Genomic DNA, 18,066 nt, shown 5'->3' with positions numbered 1-18,066 from the left:
CATTTATTCAATTAACTTGTATTAATTTTTAATACTCTTATATTAAAGTAGTTGGTTTTCCAACTATAGCGATAAACGAATTTCGTAATAACCATTTCGGACGTGGGGGCAGTACCCACCACCTCCACCAAAAATAAAATACTTGGGGGTGAACTAGTTTCGACGGGTGTCTAAAAGTTATTCTTTCGTTCGGAATAGCTCCACCGCAAAGGGCTAATTTATAATTGCTAACGAAAGTTATGCACTTGCAGCTTAATTAATATTAAGTTGACGGGGTTTGGGGCACCTGGCAACAGAACGCCCCCTTTCCAATATTTTATGTTAACCCAGCTCATTTTCTAAAAAAATTTAAAAATAAAATTTAAATTGTAGTATTTCAAAGTGTCATTATTCTGTTTTCTTAGATTTAGTTATAGAAAAAAATAGAACTCTATTCACTAATAAAAAATTAATGTGATTTCATTAAGTGATTTTAATTAAAAAATTAAGAAATTATTCTTAGCTGATGATAACTTAATAAAATTAAAATTTTAATTTTTTAAAAATTTTTTCAGGTATAATTTTAATAATCAACATTATAAAACGCCAAATACTACCAACATAAATAATTTCTTTTTGCTTTTTAAGTGCCTGATAAATTTTTTTACTCATAATTTCTGGTGAGGAAATTAGAAATTGATAACTTTTTTCATTAAAACTATTTGTTGAAATATATCCTGGTATTACGGTCAAAACATTTATTTTTCCGTTTAGCAGTTGTCTTAAACCTGATAAAAAATTAATTAAACCAGATTTAGCTGAACAATAAAAAAGTTTTCTTTTTCTTCCTCTTAAACCAGCTACAGAGGTAATAACACATATGAAAGATTGTTTAGAAACTTTAATTTTTTTTACCAAAAAAGAGAGGCATAACACAACATTTGTAAAATTAACTTTTAAATTAAAATTGGCTTTTTCAACTGAATTAAGTTCTTGTTGTGCATCACCTGTATAACCAGTTACCCAAAATATTCCATCAAAATCATCTGGAATTTTATTTAAATCTGCAAAAGTTTCTTCTAAATTTTCTAAATTATTTTCAAAAAAATAAAATTTTGCTTTTTTTAATGTTTCTCCAAGTATTAATTTCGTTTTTTTGATATCTCTGCAAAATATATAGAATTCACTTGTCTCATCTTTAAATTTATTAATTAAAGATTTTGATATTAATGATGAACCACCATGTATGAATATTTTTTTGTTCATAAAAATTATTTTTTAACAACTATTCTTTCAAAAATATTAGAATTAAAATTTTTTATAAAATATCTTTGATTTTTATTATTAAAAATTTGGTTGTGTTTCAAAGTTATCATATTTATTTTTTTCAATGAAATGTCTTTGGACAACTCCACTTCTAATTGATATTTGTTAACAAATTCATTAATAAATTTATTAATTTCATTTTGATTATTTTTAATTGGAAAATCAAGAGATAATGAAACTCGATTAATTCCATGAAACTTTAAAATCACAAAATTCGAATAAATATTTCTTTTTGCCAAATAAATTTTTAAAGAATTAATAATTTTATTTAATCTATTAATTTTAAAATAAATTTGAAATTGTATAAATCCAGTATTTTTAAATATAAAATTCCAATTTTTTATTTTATTTTGTGGAAATAAAAAACTATTTATACCAACCACTCTATTTTGAAAAAAATGAAATTTTTGAAAAAAGATAAAATTAAATAATTTAACAAACCATTTAGAAGTTACCAGTCTTGAAAAGATTAATAAGAAATAATTAGGTATATATGTATCTTTATAATTAAAGGATAAATTATTTTTTTTTTTATTTAAATGATTTCCAAAAAAAAATATACCCTTTAGTGAAATATTTGTAAAATCTAGCCAAACTACACAATAATTATATTTTTTTAAATAAAATAAATTTTTTTTAAAATCTAAGTAGTTCTTAAAACTAAAATTATTTTCAAAAAATTTATCTGAATTTATTTCCATGAGATATATTTCTGCTGAAATAATTGGACCAGTCCTTCCCTTGCCTCCAATTGTTAAATCAAACAATTTTTTATTTTTGATTTTTGAACATTTGATTATTTTTCCATTTTCATTAATCAATTTTAAAGATTTAATAAAATGTTTAATATTATTTTTTTTTACTAGTTTTCCAGATATATTATTTGCAATCATTCCTCCAATTGAGACATACTTACAGCCCGGCATACAACTGAGAATTAAGTTATTTTTTAAAGTAAATTTCAAAAGATCAGCTAATAATAGACCTGACTCAACTTCTATTAATTTTTTTTTTGGATCAAAGTTTATAATTTTTTTAAATTTTAATAATGATACATGGCTATACTTACCGATTGCTGTATCTCCATAAGATCTTAAATTTCCTACAAGTGTAAATTTTGATTTAATCCTTTTTTTTAATTCATGAAGATTTTTTGGATATATTATTTTGTCTTTAATTGATCTGGTAAATGAAAAATTATTAATAATTTTCATAATTTAAATTTTAAATTATTGGATATATTATTTTATCTTATCAAAAATTATAATATAAGTTTTATCTCTTGAAATTGAAAATGAAAATTATTCAAAAAAAAATAGATTTCATCCTATTTATATTATTAAGTTCAATAGCTGTTAGTATTTATATTCCTGTAATTAAAGAAATTTTTTCTATCTCTGGACATCATGACTTCCAATGGTCCCCAACAAAAATTATGTTGGAAAATATAAATCACTATCAGTACATGCTTGAAGGAAACACTGAAAAAATTCTAATGTCGCAATATGGAGAATATCTTCATGGATTATATGTGATTTTAATACCTTTTGGATTATTGGAATGGCCTGTAGCTAAAATTTTTTGGTTTGCAACAAACCTTTTCATACTAATCTTTTTACCAATAAAATTATGTCAAAAATTTTCATTATCAAAAATTGAAAGCTATTTAGTTATATTTTTTTTTAGCTGCTGTATTGTTACCAAAGTTCAACTCATTACAGGACAACATACACTTCTTATTTTATTATTTTTTTCTATGCCATTTTTATTTAATTCCAAATTAACGTCTTTTCTATCAGGTATATGTTACTTTAAATACACAATTGGATATTCCCTTTTTTTTTATTTTTTATTTTTAAAAGATTTTAAAAAGCTATTTTTGTCAGGGTTACCTGTTCTTATTGGTTGGATTTTTTACAGCTTTTTAACAAAATCAAATCTATTTGACACAATGTTTCAACCTTTTCAATTAGCTATAGAAAATCAAATAATTGGTGAGACTTTAAATGACATGCCTAAAAACAAATTTTTATTTTCAATTTTAGAAATTATAAACATTGAAAATTTTAATTATAATGGTGTTTTTTTAATTCTTCTGTCTTTAATTGTGAGCATTTTCTTTATACAGAGAATATCAAAAATTAAGGACGATTTACAAAAATTATCCTGCTTAACTCTTATTTCTCTTATTTTTTTACCGCATTATCCACATGACTATGTTTTACTGTTACCCATGTTAATTTTTTCGATTAAAAACTTTTCCAATTTAAACTCAAAGATTTCATTGATTATAATAATTTATTTTCTTCAGTTTTTTAAAGGTTTTGAAATTTACATAGTTAAATTCATGAAATTATTAAATTATCAAACATCATCATTAAACTTTTTTGAATATTTAATTTCTTATGCAAACATTTTGATATTATTATTTTTATTAATTATTAACATTGATAACAAAATCTATCTTACTGAAAGCAATAAAAACGAAAATGACTAAAAACAAAACATTATTTTATATTTTATTTTTTTTTGTATTATCATTGTTTATTTATTTATTTTACTTATCTACTCAATATATAATAAATTTTTGGACTTTTTCTCAAGCTCATATTAATTACAGTGACGGTTTTGTAAAAAGAGGTTTATTTGGAACATTCGCAATTTATTTAGAAAATAAATTACAAATTGAATTTATTAATACATTTAATTTATTTTTTATTTTTTTTTATTTAATAAATATAATTTTATATTTTCTTATCATTAGAAAATATATCAAATATAATCTAATTTTAATTTTTCTTGCATTATCGCCAACATTAATAATATTTTCTTTTAATGATTTAGGTGGTTTTCAAAGATTTGACGTTATTTCAATATTTTTAATATTATTTCACAGTTACATTGCAAATTTATTTAGAGCAAAAAAAATTAATTTTAAAGAATACCATAAGCGATTCTCGCTGATAGTATTTCCTATTAGTCTCTTCTCAATTTTTATTCATGAAATTCAATGTTGGTCAATCCCATTTCATTTTTTTTTAATTAGATCAATTTACAAAGAGGCAAGCAAAAAATTAAATGAATTAACATATTTTTTCAGTACTCTTATTTTAGCATCTATTTTAGTTTTCACTATTCCAGTTGAATTAGAAATAATTAATTCAATGATTGATAAGTTAGATGGTAGAGGTCTATGGGCAAGCGCTATAACAGTCGCGTCAAGCTCAGAAGGAAATATTAATATTTTAGCTCATGAATTAAATACTAATTTATTTAATACTTATAATTTAAAAATAAACTTATTTTTTTTAATCTTAGGTGTGCTTCCATTTCAAATTTTATTTATCAACTTTAAAAAGAGAAATTTGATTAATATAATGAAAGATAACTATACCTATTTTTATTTAAGTTTAATTCCCTACCTTACTTTTTTTGCAATCGGAGATACTGGTAGATGGTTACACATAATAAGTATGATAAGTTTTGCTTTTTTTGCACAATATCCAATACAAAATTCAAATACTGATTTATCAAAAATAAAAACTTCAATTCCAAAAATTATTTTATTAATATTTGTAATTATTTATTGTTTTTTCATTAGATTGCCACACGGTGGCAACTTAGAGGAGAAAAAGATCAGTATTTGGGGAGGCCTTTACAAAAAATTTGAAGCTGCATACAAAATATATTTTGTTGATATTAAAGAGGACAAATTTATGTTTGAAAAAAGATTTAAAAAAAATGACCAAAAATAAATAATCTAAAAATTAAATATATAATGGCAAAATTAATTTCAATAATTATTCCTGTTTATAATGAGGAGAATACTATAAAAATAATTCTTAATAAGGTCTTAAAACAAAACAACTTTGATAAAGAAATAATTGTAATAAACGACTCCTCAACTGATAATACAAAATCTTTAATTGAAGAATTTTTTTTATCAAAAATTAAGTTGATTAATAACGAAAAAAATTATGGTAAAGGCTTTTCAGTTAAAAGAGGAATTGAAGTAGCTTCAGGTGATATTATTCTAATACAAGATGGTGATCTAGAATATGATCCAAGTGACTATGAAAAAATTCTAAAACCTATAATTGAAAACAGAGCTGATGTAGTTTTTGGATCTAGATTTTTAGGTAGTGGTGAAAAAAGAGTTTTGTTTTTTTGGCATAGGATTGGTAATTATTTATTAACTTTGTTCTCTAATGCTCTAACAAACCTTAATTTAACCGATATGGAAGTGGGATATAAAGCGTTTAAGAAGGAGGTGCTTGCTAACATTGTTTTAGAAGAAAATCGGTTTGGTTTTGAACCAGAAATAACTGCTAAAATTGCAAAAAAAAAATTAAAAATTTTTGAAGTGGGAATAAAATATTATGGCAGAACTTATGAAGAAGGTAAAAAGATTAGTTGGAAAGATGGTTTTGCGGCAATTTACTGTATTTTAAAATATAATCTTTTTAAATAATTTAAAATTTAATTTCTTAGTTCAGCCTGAGCTGCTGCTAATCTTGCTACTGGAACTCTATAAGGAGAACAAGAAACGTAATTCAAACCTGCTTTTGAACAAAATAAAATACTATTAGGATCACCACCGTGTTCTCCACAAATTCCAAGTTTTATATTTTTATTTTGACTTTTTCCCCTTTCAACAGCTATTTTTATTAAATCTCCAACTCCATCATCTATCGAAATAAACGGATCAATTGAAAAAATTTTATTATCTATATAATCATTCAAAAATTTTCCACTATCATCTCTACTTATTCCAAATGTAGTTTGGGTTAAATCATTAGTTCCAAAGCTAAAAAAATCAGCATGTTTTGCAATATCTTTGGCTTTTATAGCCGCTCTAGGAAGCTCAATCATCGTACCTACCATAAACTCAATATTTAATTTATGCTCTTTTTGAACTTCACTTGCAATTTTAATTACTAAATCTTTCATAATTTTTATTTCTGCTTCAGTAGACACTAATGGGATCATAATTTCTGGAAAAGCAGATTTAATTTTTTCTTTTTTAAGCTCAGCTAAAGCTTCAAATATTGCTCTACATTGCATTTCATATATTTCAGGAAAAGATATTCCAAGTCTACATCCCCTATGACCTAGCATAGGATTTTGTTCATGCAATTCGTCAATTCTAGATACTACCTCTTTTGCTGGAAGATTAACAATATTTGCTACTTCATTAATCTCTTTCTCTGTTCGAGGCAAAAACTCATGAAGAGGTGGATCTAACAATCTTACTGTAACTGGTAATCCATTCATAATTTTAAATATTTCAACAAAATCCTTTTTTTGATGAGGTAAAAGTTTTTTTAATGCAATTGATCTATCTTCTTTTGTTTTCGATAAAATCATTTCCCTTACTGATAAAATTCTTTCTTCATCAAAAAACATGTGTTCTGTTCTGCAAAGACCAATTCCTTCTGCTCCAAAATCTTTTGCTGTTTTGGTATCCTTAGGTGTTTCAGAATTTGTTCTAATATTTAATTTTCTAAAACTATCTGCCCAAGTCATTAACTTGGAAAAATCTCCAGATATCTCCGGTTTAACTGTTGCCACACTTCCTGATATAATTCTACCGGTTGATCCATCTATAGTAATGATGTCCCCTTCTTTAATTTCCATTGAAGATGTTTTAAATGTCTTCATCTCATAATTTATATCAATTTCACTTGAGCCAGATACGCATGGTCTTCCCATTCCCCTTGCAACTACTGCAGCATGACTCGTCATTCCTCCTCTAGCTGTCAAAATTCCTTTTGCAGCATGCATTCCTTGTATATCTTCAGGTGAGGTTTCTACTCTTACTAAGATAGTGTCTTGCATCATCGAAGTTAATCTTTCAGCTTCCTCTGAAGTAAATACCACTTTACCACTTGCTGCACCTGGTGAAGCAGGTAAACCATTTGCTATTACATTGATTGTACTCTTTTCATCAAGTGTAGGATGCAAAAGTGTATCTAAAGAATTTGGATCAATTCTTAATACTGCTTCTTTTTTTGATATTAATTTTTCCTTAACCATATCAACTGCAATCTTTACCGCAGATTTTGCAGTTCTTTTCCCTGATCTAGTTTGAAGCATCCACAGTTTATTATTCTCAACCGTAAATTCTACATCTTGCATATCTTTGTAATGTTTTTCCAATTTTTTTAAAATTTTTTTTAATTCTTTGAAAACTTTTGGCAAAGACTCCTCCATTGAAGGTTCTTCAACTTTAGCATTTTTTCTTGCCTTCTTAGTTATGTATTGAGGTGTTCTTGTACCAGCAACAACGTCCTCGCCTTGTGCATTAATTAAGTACTCACCATATATTTCATTTGATCCATCTGATGGATTTCTTGTAAATACAACTCCAGTAGCACAATCATCACCCATATTACCAAAAACCATTGATTGAACGTTGACTGCTGTTCCCCATTCTGCTGGTATTTGATTTAATTTTCTGTAGACTTTTGCTCTATTGCTTTCCCATGATAAAAATACAGCACTAATTGCTCCAAATAATTGTTGAAATACATCTTGAGGAAATTCTTTTTTTGTTTTTTCTTTTACTGTTCTTTTGAAATCTTCAATTAAACCATCCCAATCATTTTCATCTAAGTCTGTGTCTAACAAAACACCTTTTGTTAATTTGTAATTTTCAATTAATTCTTCAAAATGATAGCTCTCTACACCCATCACAACGTTTCCATACATTTGAATAAATCTTCTATAACTGTCTTTGGCAAATCGCCCATTGGAAGTTTTCAAAGCTAACGCATTTACTGTTTTATCATTTAAACCTAAATTAAGAATTGTATCCATCATTCCTGGCATAGATACTCTAGCACCCGATCTAACAGATAATAACAAAGGATTTTTTAAGTCTCCAAATTTTTTAGAAACATCCTTTTCTATAATTTGTAATTCTTTTTTAATTTGAGAAATTAAATTTTTATTCAATTTTTTCTTATCTTTATAAAAAATCTCACAAACTTTAGTAGATATTGTAAAACCAGGAGGAACTGGCAAACCCATTCTGCCCATTTCAGAAAGGTTAGCACCTTTTCCGCCTAAAAAATTTTTTGGATTTTTAATACTTTTAGATTGTTTCGAATTAAAGTTTAATATGAGTTTCTTCATTAGCTAGACTCGATTAAAGAAAAATTAACATAATTGTCGAATGTTTTACACATCATTTGAATTAGTTCCAGCCTATTTTTCTTAATTACCAAATCATCCTCATTTACAATTACATTATCAAAAAAATCAAATACCTCTTTTTTAATACTTGCTAAATTGTCCAATGTTTGAACAAAATTTTCATCATTATTAATTCTTGAAAAATATTTCCTCAATTCATTAATTTTTTTAAATAGATTTTTTTCAAGTTCAGTTTTAAAAATACCAGGGTCAGTTGTGTTAGATAATTCAATTTTATCTTTTTTTAATTCACTTTCTAGAATATTTGATGCTCTTTTATAGCTTGAAATAATATCTATTCCGTTTTGTTTATTTATTATTTTATTTAAATTTTTTGCTTTATTAAAAATAGTTACAGATTGATCTAAGTTAGAAGAGTTTATTGAAGCTTGTATTATGTCGTTTCGGATATTTTCCTCTTTCATATAATATTTTAATCTCTCTAATAGAAAATCTAGTAATTCTTTTTGTAAAGATTTATTCTCAAATTCAAACCCTTGATCCTGATACAAGCTTGAAGAATAATTTATTAAATCTCTAATTTTAAAATCTTTTTTATTTTCAATTATAATTCTAACAACACCTAATGCTAATCTTCTTAAGGCAAAAGGATCCTTGGAACTTGTTGGTTTTTGATTTATACCAAAAAATCCAACTAAAGTATCAATCTTGTCAGCTAAGGATAAAGCAATGCTATAAGGTTTTTTTGGAATTTTTGTTCCAGATCCAACGGGCAAATATTGCTCGCTAACAGCAAATGATATTTCTTTATCAAAACCTTGCACATTTGCAAAATAACCTCCCATAATCCCTTGAAGTTCTGGAAATTCACCAACCAATTCAGATAACAAGTCTACTTTGCTAATCGATGCTGACAATTCCACTTTTTCTTTACTAATTAATAACTCATCAGAAATAATAGCACCAAGCTTTCTCATTCTTTGAGCTTTATCAAAATAATTTCCAAGACCTTTGAAATAATTCATTAATTTTAAATTAGAAATTTTTTTGACCATGTTTTGAGCTTTATCTTTCTGCCAGAAAAATTCTGCATCACTTAATCTTGCATCAACGACTCTTTCATTTCCTAGTTTAATTAATCCTTTTTTATCTTTATTGTTTGCTACTACCAAAAATTGATTTGTAATGTTTCCTTTTTTATCAAAAGTAGGAAAATACTTTTGGTGATACTGCATGGTTAGTATTAAAATCTCTTTAGGTATATTTAAAAATTTTTTATCAAATTCACAAACAATTACGTTAGGTTGGTCAGTTAAATCAACTACTTCCTGAAGAAGCTTAGAATTGATATCAATACTTATATTTCTTTTTTTTAAAATAATATCGAATTTTTTTTCTATTAAATTTTTTCTCTCAGCGTGATCGATAAGTATATCCTTTTTTTTAAAAAAATTTTTATATGTTTTAAAGTCTGAAAATAGTTTTTTCTTTTCTTCAAATTCTTTATCTATAAATGTCGAATTAGATGAAATGAAATGATGAAATTTAAAATTTAGTTTTTTTTTATCAAAGATGGATAATATAGATTTTAACGGCCTACCCCATAACAGCTCGTAATTTGACCATTTCATTGACTTTTTCCATTGAATTTTATTCAGTATTTGAGGTATGGCTTCTTCTAATAATGTATGAGTATCTAATTTTTTTGATCTAGTTTTGTAAAAATAGAACTCACCTTTATCTGTTTTTTTTATAAACAACTCTTTTTTTGAAACACCATTTGATCTCGCAAATCCCTCCAACGCAGCATCTGGAGACTTTGTGCTCGGACCTTTTATTTCCTCGGATTTTAAAACTATCTTCTTTTCAACCCCCTCAAACAAAATTAATAACCTATTGGGTGTCGAGTAAGACGAACTTTTTTTAAATTTAATAGATTTTTCTAAAAAAAATTCATTAAAACTTTTTAGTAAATTTTCTCTTAAATTTTTTTGTAAATTTGAAGGTATTTCCTCGCTAAACAATTCTAAGAAAAATTCAGACATTATTTTTGACTATCTAACCAAATACTAGCAGTTGATTTTGTAATATCTCTTATTCTTGCAATATATTCTGCTCTTTGAGCAACACTAATTGCTCCGCGTGCATCTAATATATTAAATACATGACTTGCTTTTAAACATTGATCGTAAGCTGGTAGTGAAATTTTTTTTTCAACTAATGACTTTGCTTCCAACTCGTGCATATCAAACATTTTAAAAAGTGACTCTATATTTGCATGTTCAAAATTATATGCTGAAAATTCTCTCTCAGCTTGATGAAATACTTCTTTATATTTTACACCATCATCATTCCATAACAGATCGTAGACATTTTTTTGCTGCTGAATAAACATACATATTCTTTCTAATCCATATGTAATTTCTACAGAAACAGGTTTGCACTCAAATCCTGCCATCTGTTGAAAATAAGTAAATTGAGTAATTTCCATGCCATCACACCATACCTCCCAACCAAGACCAGCAGCGCCCAATGTTGGACTTTCCCAGTCGTCTTCTACAAATCTAATGTCATGTTCTGAATGATCAATTCCTATAGATGATAAACTATTGAGGTAAAGTTTTTTAATATTTTCAGGCGAAGGTTTTATAAGAACTTGAAATTGATAATAATGTTGAAGTCTATTTGGATTATCTCCATACCTTCCGTCTGTAGGTCTTCTTGATGGTTGCACATATGCTGTCTTCCAAGGTTTAGACCCTAATGACCTCAATGTAGTTGCTGGATGAAATGTGCCTGCTCCTACTTCCATGTCATAAGGTTGGAGAACTACACATCCTTTTTTACTCCAAAACTTTTGAAGATTTAAAATTGTATCTTGAAATGTAAGAATTTTCTCTTTTGATTTAGAAACCATATCTTTGCCAGATTGATCTTTCATCTAAAATATTTGCAAATTGGTCAACATGATTTGAAGATGAAAGTTTTTGACTTAACCATCCTTTTGTTTTTTCAAATTTTTTAATTACGACATCTTCACCAAACTTTTCTTTTAAGATTTCATGAGCATCTCCTATGTCATCTATTAATCCTAAGTTTTTAGCTCTAGAGCCTGACCAAAATTCACCAGAAAATAACTCCACTTCCATTTTATTTAATTTTGCTCCACGACTTTTTTCAACCACATTTATGAAATCTTGATGTAAATCTAATTGAATATTTTTAAGTCTTTGAATATCTTCTTCCTTTTCTTCCATAAAAGGATCGAGTGTGCTCTTATTCTTTCCAGCTGTGTGAACTCTTCTCTCAACACCTATTTTCTTAATTAATTCAGTAAAACCAAATGATGAATATATAACACCTATAGACCCAATAATTGAACTTGAATTTGCATAAATTTCGTCTCCAGCACATGCAATAAGATATCCCCCAGATGCAGCAACATCTTCTGCAAAAAAAATCACTTTCTTATTACTTTTTTTGGCTTGCTGACGAATAAAACTATAAATTAAATGTGACTGTACAGGTGAACCTCCTGGAGAATTGATTGATATTGCTACTGCAGCAGCTTTTTTTATTGAAAAAGCTTTTTTAATAATTTCTTCCTGTCCTGCAAAATCAATACCTTGTTTAAATTTACCTGCATTACCAATGACACCATTTAATTTAATATGTGAAACAATTTTTTTCTTTTTTAAAAAGGAGAACATATTTATCTCTTACAGAATATTTAATTGATTATAAAGACTACTTATAATTGAAGAAATAGGTGCGTCAAATGATAAGTAATAAATATAGCTTATTTATATTAATTTAAAATTAATATGGGAACTGTAGTACAGCTTAAAAACCAGATAAATAATTCATATTTTCAATTAAGGGAATCTGTTGAAGAAAAACTAGCTTTGACTGAAGAAAGAATAAAATCCAAATTAATTAGCGATGTTCAATTAGTTCAAAAGATGACTAATTATCATATAGAAACTGGTGGCAAAAGACTTAGGGCTTTATTGACATTAGGAAGTGCTAAATTATGTGGTTATTCAAAAGGTTCAAGAGACATAAATTTAGCAGCTTGTGTAGAACTTATTCACAGTGCAACTTTGATGCATGATGACGTTATCGATGAAGGTGAGATTAGAAGAGGTAAAGAAACTTTAAATAAAATTTGGAGTAATCATTCTTCGGTTTTAATTGGAGATTATCTCTTAAGCAGATGCTTTGAGATGATGGTAGAAGATGGAAACATAGAGGTTTTAAAATTATTATCATCAACTTCATCTAAAATTGCCCAGGGAGAAGTATTACAACTACAACATAATAATGAAGTTGATATGCTTGAAGAAACATATCTAAAAATTATCTCTGCCAAAACTGCAGTACTATTTGCTGCCTCAACAAAAGTAGGTGCAATTTTAGCTGAAGTAGATAATAAAGAAAAAGATGCGCTAGAATTTTATGGAAGGAATTTAGGGTTAACTTTTCAAATTGCAGATGACACATTAGATTATAATTCTGAATTAAAGCTATTTGGAAAAAAAATAGGAAAAGATTTTTTTGAAGGAAAGGTTACTTTACCAATAATCTTGCTTTACCAAAAATTAGAAAACAATGAAAGAAATAGCCTAAAAGAAGTATTTAATAAAAAAGAGAGAACAAAAGAAGATTTTAATAATATTATATCTTTAATTAATAAACATAAGATTATAAATGAATGCTATCAAAAAGCTCAGCACTATATTAATTTAGCATCAAATTCATTAAGTGTATTCAGGGATACTAAAGAAAAAGAAATTCTTAAAAAACTTACATCTTTTAGTTTAGCAAGAAATTTTTAAGGACTTAATAAAGATTTATTCCATAATCCATTCTGGCTTTTTGTATAGAGCAATCTTTCATGAATTCTATTTTCTCCATCTAACCAAAACTCTATATTTTGTGGATTTAAATTCCATCCAGACCAGTGTTTTGGTCTAGGAACTTTTGTTTCATCAGAATATTTATTTTTATATACCTTAATTGAATTTATTAATTCATCTCTATTTTTTAATTCTTGGCTCTGATTTGATGCCCATGCACCAATTCTACTTTCATATGCTCTTGAAGAATAATATTCATCTGCAACATCATCAGAAACTAATGATACATTTCCAGTAATTCTAACTTGTCTTAAAAGACTTTTCCAATGAAAGCACATTGAAGCGTTAGGATTTTCATTTAGTTCGTTACCTTTTCGACTATTTAAATTAGTGTAGAAAACAAATCCCTCTTTATTAAAACCTTTAAGGAGTACCATTCTGACAGATGGAACATTATTTTTACTTGAAGTTGCTAGCGCCACAGCATTTGGATCATTTGGTTCGGTCTGTTTAGCTTTTTCCATCCATATTTCAAATAACTTAATAGGGTCATCTAAATTTAAAAAGCAGCTATTGATACCAAGTTGGTTTTTTTCATTCATAATTTAAACAAAATAATCTATATAATATAAATAATGTCATTTAACACTTTTGGAAAGCTATTTCGTTTCACAACTTGGGGCGAATCTCACGGTCCTGCTATTGGCTGCATAGTTGACGGTTGTCCTCCAAATATAAATCTAGATGAAAAAGATATTCAATTAGAATTAGACAAAAGAAAACCTGGACAATCAAAATTTACTACACAAAGAAAAGAAGACGACAAAGTTCAAATACTTTCAGGTGTATTTGAAGGAAAAACTACTGGCACACCAATTTCTCTAATTATTTATAATAAAGACATGAGATCTAAAGATTATGGAAATATAAAAGATAAATTTAGACCAGGTCATGCGGACTTTACCTATTTCAAAAAATATGGCATTAGAGATTACAGAGGTGGAGGAAGATCTTCAGCTAGAGAGACAGCTTCAAGAGTTGCGGCCGGTTCTATAGCTAGACTAGTACTAAAAAAAAAATTGGGAAAAAAATTTAAAGTTATAGGTGCTGTCACTCAATTAGGAATCTTAGGATGTGATACGTCACAATGGAATGATAAAATTATTTCAAAAAATCCATTCTTTTGTCCAGATAAGTCCATGATCAAATTATGGGAAAAATATTTACTTGGTGTAAGAAAATCAGGGTCATCATGTGGAGCAGTAATAGAGGTTAGAGCAAGAGGTATCCCAGCGGGTCTTGGAGCGCCAATTTACTCAAAATTAGATTCTGATATTGCATCAGCTTTTATGAGTATTAATGCAGTTAAAGGAGTAAATGTTGGTGCTGGGATGAATTCTGCACAACTGAGTGGTGAGCAAAACTCTGACGAAATAACATCAAAAAATAATAAATTAAAATTTAACTCTAATAATGCAGGTGGTATCTTGGGTGGAATTTCTTCTGGACAAGAAATAATAGCATCATTTGCAGTTAAACCGACATCTTCAATTTTAATTACAAGAAAAACGATTAATAAATTTGGAAAAAATACCACAATATCTGTTAAAGGAAGGCATGACCCGTGCGTAGGAATAAGAGCTGTTCCAGTTGGAGAAGCTATGATGAATTGTGTTTTATTAGACCACTATCTAATGAATCAGGCTCAGTGCAGATAAGTATTTAGTTTTTTACCACTCTAATTGAGTCCTTATTAAATAAAACTTCTAAAACTTTTTTTGTAATTTGTGGACTATTCAGCCCAGCAATATCATACATTTTTTTTGGATTATCTTGCTCTAAGAATTCATCTGGAAGTGTCATGGATCTAAATTTTAAACCTTTATCAAATATTCCTTTTTCAGCTAATAAATTTTTAACATGGGATCCAAATCCTCCAATAGAACCTTCTTCAATTGTAATCATTAATTCATGTTCTCTTGCAGATTTTAAAATTAAATTTTCATCCAAAGGTTTGGCAAATCTTGCATCTATAATTGTTGTTGAAATACCCTTTGCTTTCAATTCTTCTGCAGCCAATTTGCATTCCTCAAGTCTAGTTCCTAAACTCAATAAACAAACCTGAGTTCCTTGTTCAATAATTTTTCCTTTACCTATCTCTATTTTTTCCTCTAGTGAAGGAAGTTCAACTCCAACGCCTGTTCCCCTAGGATATCTTATTGCACAGGGTTTATTATTAATATCAACTGAAGTATTAATCATTTTTACTAACTCTGCTTCATCACTAGCTGCCATCACAATGAAATTTGGTAAAGTTGACAAATAAGTAATATCAAAAGACCCTGCGTGCGTTGATCCATCTGCACCAACTAATCCAGCTCTATCTATTGCAAATCTTACAGGTAGACTCTGTATTGCTACATCATGTACAACTTGATCATAAGCTCTTTGAAGAAAGGTAGAATAGATTGCTGCATAAGGCTTGTACCCTTCTGTAGCAAGACCCGCAGCAAAAGTAACTGCATGCTGTTCAGCAATACCAACATCAAACATTCTTTTTGGAAATTCCTTACCAAAGATATCCATACCTGTTCCACTTGGCATTGCCGCAGTTATTCCAACAATTTTGCTGTCTTTTTTTGCATGCTTAACAAGTGAATTTGCAAAAACTTTTGTATAAGCGGGTAAATTAGAACCACTTTTTTGTTGCTCTCCAGTTTCAACATTAAATTTTGATACTCCATGATAGTGATCGCTAGCTTTTTCAGCATATGAATATCCTTTTCCTTTTTGAGTTTTAATATGTATCATAATTGGACCCTCATGCTTTGAATCTCTAGCATTTCTTAAAATAGGGACAAGTGTGGAAAGATCATGTCCATCTATTGGTCCTGCATAATAGAAACCAAGTGAGCTAAATAGTGTTCCACCAGTGACAGCAGAACGAAAAAAATCTTCTGCCTTACCAGCTTTAGCACTAAATCTTTTTGAAAAAGCTGAGGTGATTAATTTTAAAGTTTCTCTTAAGCTAAAATAGATTTTTCCAGTAAATAACTTTGCTAAATATGTTCTCATTGCACCTACTGGTTTTGCAATAGACATATCATTATCATTTAATATAACGATCATTTTAGTTTTAGATGCGCCAGCGTTATTCATAGCTTCGTATGCCATACCAGCACTAATTGCACCATCTCCAATAACAGCTATTACATTTGAAGATTTATTTTCTAATTTATTTGCTTCAGCCATGCCAAGTGCAGATGATATAGATGTGGAACTATGAGCTGCACCAAATGGATCATATTCACTTTCAGATCTTTTGGTAAAACCTGATAAACCGTTGCCTTGTCTTAAGGTTGTAATTTTTTGTTTTCTTCCCGTTAAAATTTTATGTGGATATGCTTGGTGTCCTACATCCCAAATTAATCTATCATTAGGTGTGTCAAAAACATAGTGCAGAGCTACAGTCAGCTCAACAACCCCTAGACCTGCACCTAAGTGTCCACCAGTTTTAGATACTGCACTGATCATCTCTTCTCTAACTTCATCAGCTACTTGTTGTAAATCATTTTCAGAAACTTTCCTTAAATCGGATGGAAAGTTAATATTATCTAAAAACTTATAATTATTCTTCATTTATTTCTATTCAATATAAATTCTAATGTATCGTTTAAATTTTTTGATTTTGAACCATAAAGTTTTAAATTTCTATTAATATCTGAAATAATTTTACCACAATATTTAATTGAAGCATCATAACCTAACAAACTTATAAGTGTAGCTTTGCCTTTTTTTTGATCTTTTTTTGTTCTTTTCCCAGCAATTTTAGAATTACCTTTAAAATCTATTAAATCATCTGCTATTTGAAAAAGAAGACCAATATTAGAGCCAATACTCTCAAAAAATTTTATTTCCTTTGTACTTTTCTCTTTAATGATTGCTGGGACTGCACAACAAAAACTAAAAAGTTTTCCTGTTTTTTTAATTTCCATATCTATAATTTGTTTTTTTGAAACTTTCTTTTTTTCAAAATCTAAATCTAAATATTGACCACCCGCTATACCCAAATGTCCTGAACACATAGAAAGTTTATCTACTAATTTAACTTTAATTTTGTTCCTCAACTTTAACTTTGAGCTAGTTAAAATTTCAAACGCCATTGTTAATAATGAATTTCCAGCGAGGACAGCTGTTGACTCACCAAATTTAATATGAGCTGATGGTTTACCTCTTCTCATATTATCATTATCCATGCATGGTAAATCATCATGAATAAGAGAATAGGCATGAATACATTCCACAGCAGCTCCTATTGTAATTAATGTTTTGTATTCAATTGAGAATAACGATCCAATATCAATTAATATTTTAGATCTAATTTTTTTTCCTCCGGGAAATAATCCATACTTCATTGCATAAATTAATTTGGAATTTTCTTGTTCCTGAATGTATTTTTTCAAGAAAAAATTAGTATCTTTTGCAATTTTATTAAGTTGATTTTTCACTTTCTCTTAATGATATCCTTAATTTTTTTATTCGTATTCGCACTAATAGATCTTAAATTTTTTTGAAATTTTTTTTCAATTAAATTATTTAATTTTAGTAACTCTTGATAGCTCTCTACAGAATTATCTAAATCATCTTTTTCTTCTAATGACTTTATCATTTGATTTGCTTCATCTGTTAACTCTTCAAGCGTTCTATTATCATAATCGAGTGGTAAATTTTTATCTTTCATATA

Annotated in this window: 15 protein-coding genes and 1 other RNA gene; 6 read left to right on the top strand and 10 right to left on the bottom strand. The window is 27.7% G+C overall.

Annotation, left to right across the window (positions count from 1 at the left end; all coding sequences use genetic code 11):
* Window positions 1-12 precede the first annotated feature (12 nt).
* Window positions 13-308: a transfer-messenger RNA gene (gene ssrA / locus ACTTA8_RS00440) on the top strand.
* 214 nt (window positions 309-522) lie between these two features.
* Here the strand turns inward: ssrA and ACTTA8_RS00435 are convergent.
* Window positions 523-1,245, bottom strand: a complete 723-nt coding sequence (locus tag ACTTA8_RS00435) for an SDR family NAD(P)-dependent oxidoreductase (protein WP_440653714.1) — start codon at window positions 1,243-1,245, stop codon at window positions 523-525.
* Between the two features lie 5 nt (window positions 1,246-1,250).
* A complete protein-coding gene (locus tag ACTTA8_RS00430; RefSeq protein ID WP_440653712.1) occupies window positions 1,251-2,519 on the bottom strand; it encodes an FAD-binding oxidoreductase in 1,269 nt (422 codons plus the stop codon).
* Window positions 2,520-2,599: 80 nt separating this feature from the next.
* Between ACTTA8_RS00430 and ACTTA8_RS00425 the strand changes: the two genes are divergently transcribed.
* From ACTTA8_RS00425 to ACTTA8_RS00415, 3 genes are read left to right on the top strand one after another with little or no spacing between them, the layout of a single operon-like run.
* On the top strand, window positions 2,600-3,802 hold the full coding sequence (locus tag ACTTA8_RS00425) for a glycosyltransferase 87 family protein (protein ID WP_440653710.1): 1,203 nt from the start codon (window positions 2,600-2,602) through the stop codon (window positions 3,800-3,802).
* Complete coding sequence (locus ACTTA8_RS00420; RefSeq protein WP_440653708.1) at window positions 3,795-5,060, top strand: hypothetical protein; 1,266 nt, start codon at window positions 3,795-3,797, stop codon at window positions 5,058-5,060. The genes ACTTA8_RS00425 and ACTTA8_RS00420 overlap by 8 nt, the downstream gene beginning before the upstream one ends.
* Before the next feature lie 23 nt (window positions 5,061-5,083).
* Window positions 5,084-5,776: a glycosyltransferase family 2 protein gene (locus tag ACTTA8_RS00415; RefSeq protein WP_440653706.1), complete on the top strand. Its 693-nt coding sequence runs from the start codon at window positions 5,084-5,086 to the stop codon at window positions 5,774-5,776.
* Between the two features lie 8 nt (window positions 5,777-5,784).
* Here the strand turns inward: ACTTA8_RS00415 and ppdK are convergent, their stop codons facing one another.
* Genes ppdK through ACTTA8_RS00395 form a run of 4 tightly spaced genes read right to left on the bottom strand, consistent with a single transcriptional unit; the run spans window position 5,785 to window position 12,173 of the window.
* Entirely contained in the window at window positions 5,785-8,442 is a 2,658-nt protein-coding gene (ppdK, locus tag ACTTA8_RS00410) for a pyruvate, phosphate dikinase (RefSeq protein WP_440653704.1), read from the bottom strand.
* On the bottom strand, window positions 8,442-10,508 hold the full coding sequence (gene glyS, locus ACTTA8_RS00405) for a glycine--tRNA ligase subunit beta (protein WP_440653702.1): 2,067 nt from the start codon (window positions 10,506-10,508) through the stop codon (window positions 8,442-8,444). Before glyS ends, ppdK begins: the two co-directional genes overlap by 1 nt.
* Window positions 10,508-11,404 carry a glycine--tRNA ligase subunit alpha gene (locus tag ACTTA8_RS00400; RefSeq protein ID WP_440653700.1) on the bottom strand — a complete coding sequence of 299 codons (897 nt, stop codon included), beginning with the start codon at window positions 11,402-11,404 and terminating at the stop codon, window positions 10,508-10,510. The genes glyS and ACTTA8_RS00400 overlap by 1 nt, the downstream gene beginning before the upstream one ends.
* On the bottom strand, window positions 11,370-12,173 hold the full coding sequence (locus tag ACTTA8_RS00395; protein ID WP_440653698.1) for a S49 family peptidase: 804 nt from the start codon (window positions 12,171-12,173) through the stop codon (window positions 11,370-11,372). The genes ACTTA8_RS00400 and ACTTA8_RS00395 overlap by 35 nt, the downstream gene beginning before the upstream one ends.
* 114 nt (window positions 12,174-12,287) lie before the next feature.
* Between ACTTA8_RS00395 and ACTTA8_RS00390 the strand changes: the two genes are divergently transcribed.
* Window positions 12,288-13,301 carry a polyprenyl synthetase family protein gene (locus ACTTA8_RS00390; protein WP_440653696.1) on the top strand — a complete coding sequence of 338 codons (1,014 nt, stop codon included), beginning with the start codon at window positions 12,288-12,290 and terminating at the stop codon, window positions 13,299-13,301.
* On the opposite strand, the gene pdxH is transcribed toward ACTTA8_RS00390, so the two are convergent.
* Window positions 13,298-13,924, bottom strand: a complete 627-nt coding sequence (pdxH, locus tag ACTTA8_RS00385; protein WP_440653694.1) for a pyridoxamine 5'-phosphate oxidase — start codon at window positions 13,922-13,924, stop codon at window positions 13,298-13,300. The two genes, ACTTA8_RS00390 and pdxH, sit on opposite strands and share 4 nt — an antisense overlap.
* Before the next feature lie 33 nt (window positions 13,925-13,957).
* On the opposite strand from pdxH, the gene aroC reads away from it, so the two are divergent.
* Entirely contained in the window at window positions 13,958-15,040 is a 1,083-nt protein-coding gene (aroC, locus tag ACTTA8_RS00380) for a chorismate synthase (protein ID WP_440653693.1), read from the top strand.
* Window positions 15,041-15,044: 4 nt separating this feature from the next.
* Here the strand turns inward: aroC and dxs are convergent, their stop codons facing one another.
* The 3 genes from dxs to ACTTA8_RS00365 are packed head-to-tail and all read right to left on the bottom strand — an operon-like array spanning window position 15,045 to window position 18,063.
* Window positions 15,045-16,961 (bottom strand): 1-deoxy-D-xylulose-5-phosphate synthase, encoded by a 1,917-nt coding sequence (gene dxs / locus ACTTA8_RS00375; RefSeq protein WP_440653691.1) that lies wholly within the window; start codon window positions 16,959-16,961, stop codon window positions 15,045-15,047.
* Window positions 16,958-17,830, bottom strand: a complete 873-nt coding sequence (locus tag ACTTA8_RS00370) for a polyprenyl synthetase family protein (protein ID WP_440653690.1) — start codon at window positions 17,828-17,830, stop codon at window positions 16,958-16,960. Before ACTTA8_RS00370 ends, dxs begins: the two co-directional genes overlap by 4 nt.
* Complete coding sequence (locus ACTTA8_RS00365; protein WP_440653689.1) at window positions 17,827-18,063, bottom strand: exonuclease VII small subunit; 237 nt, start codon at window positions 18,061-18,063, stop codon at window positions 17,827-17,829. The genes ACTTA8_RS00370 and ACTTA8_RS00365 overlap by 4 nt, the downstream gene beginning before the upstream one ends.
* Window positions 18,064-18,066 lie beyond the last annotated feature (3 nt).

This window comes from Candidatus Pelagibacter sp. HIMB1506 (genome assembly GCF_052047935.1).
Taxonomy (GTDB): domain Bacteria; phylum Pseudomonadota; class Alphaproteobacteria; order Pelagibacterales; family Pelagibacteraceae; genus Pelagibacter.
This window is presented reverse-complemented; position numbering and strand designations above follow the sequence as displayed.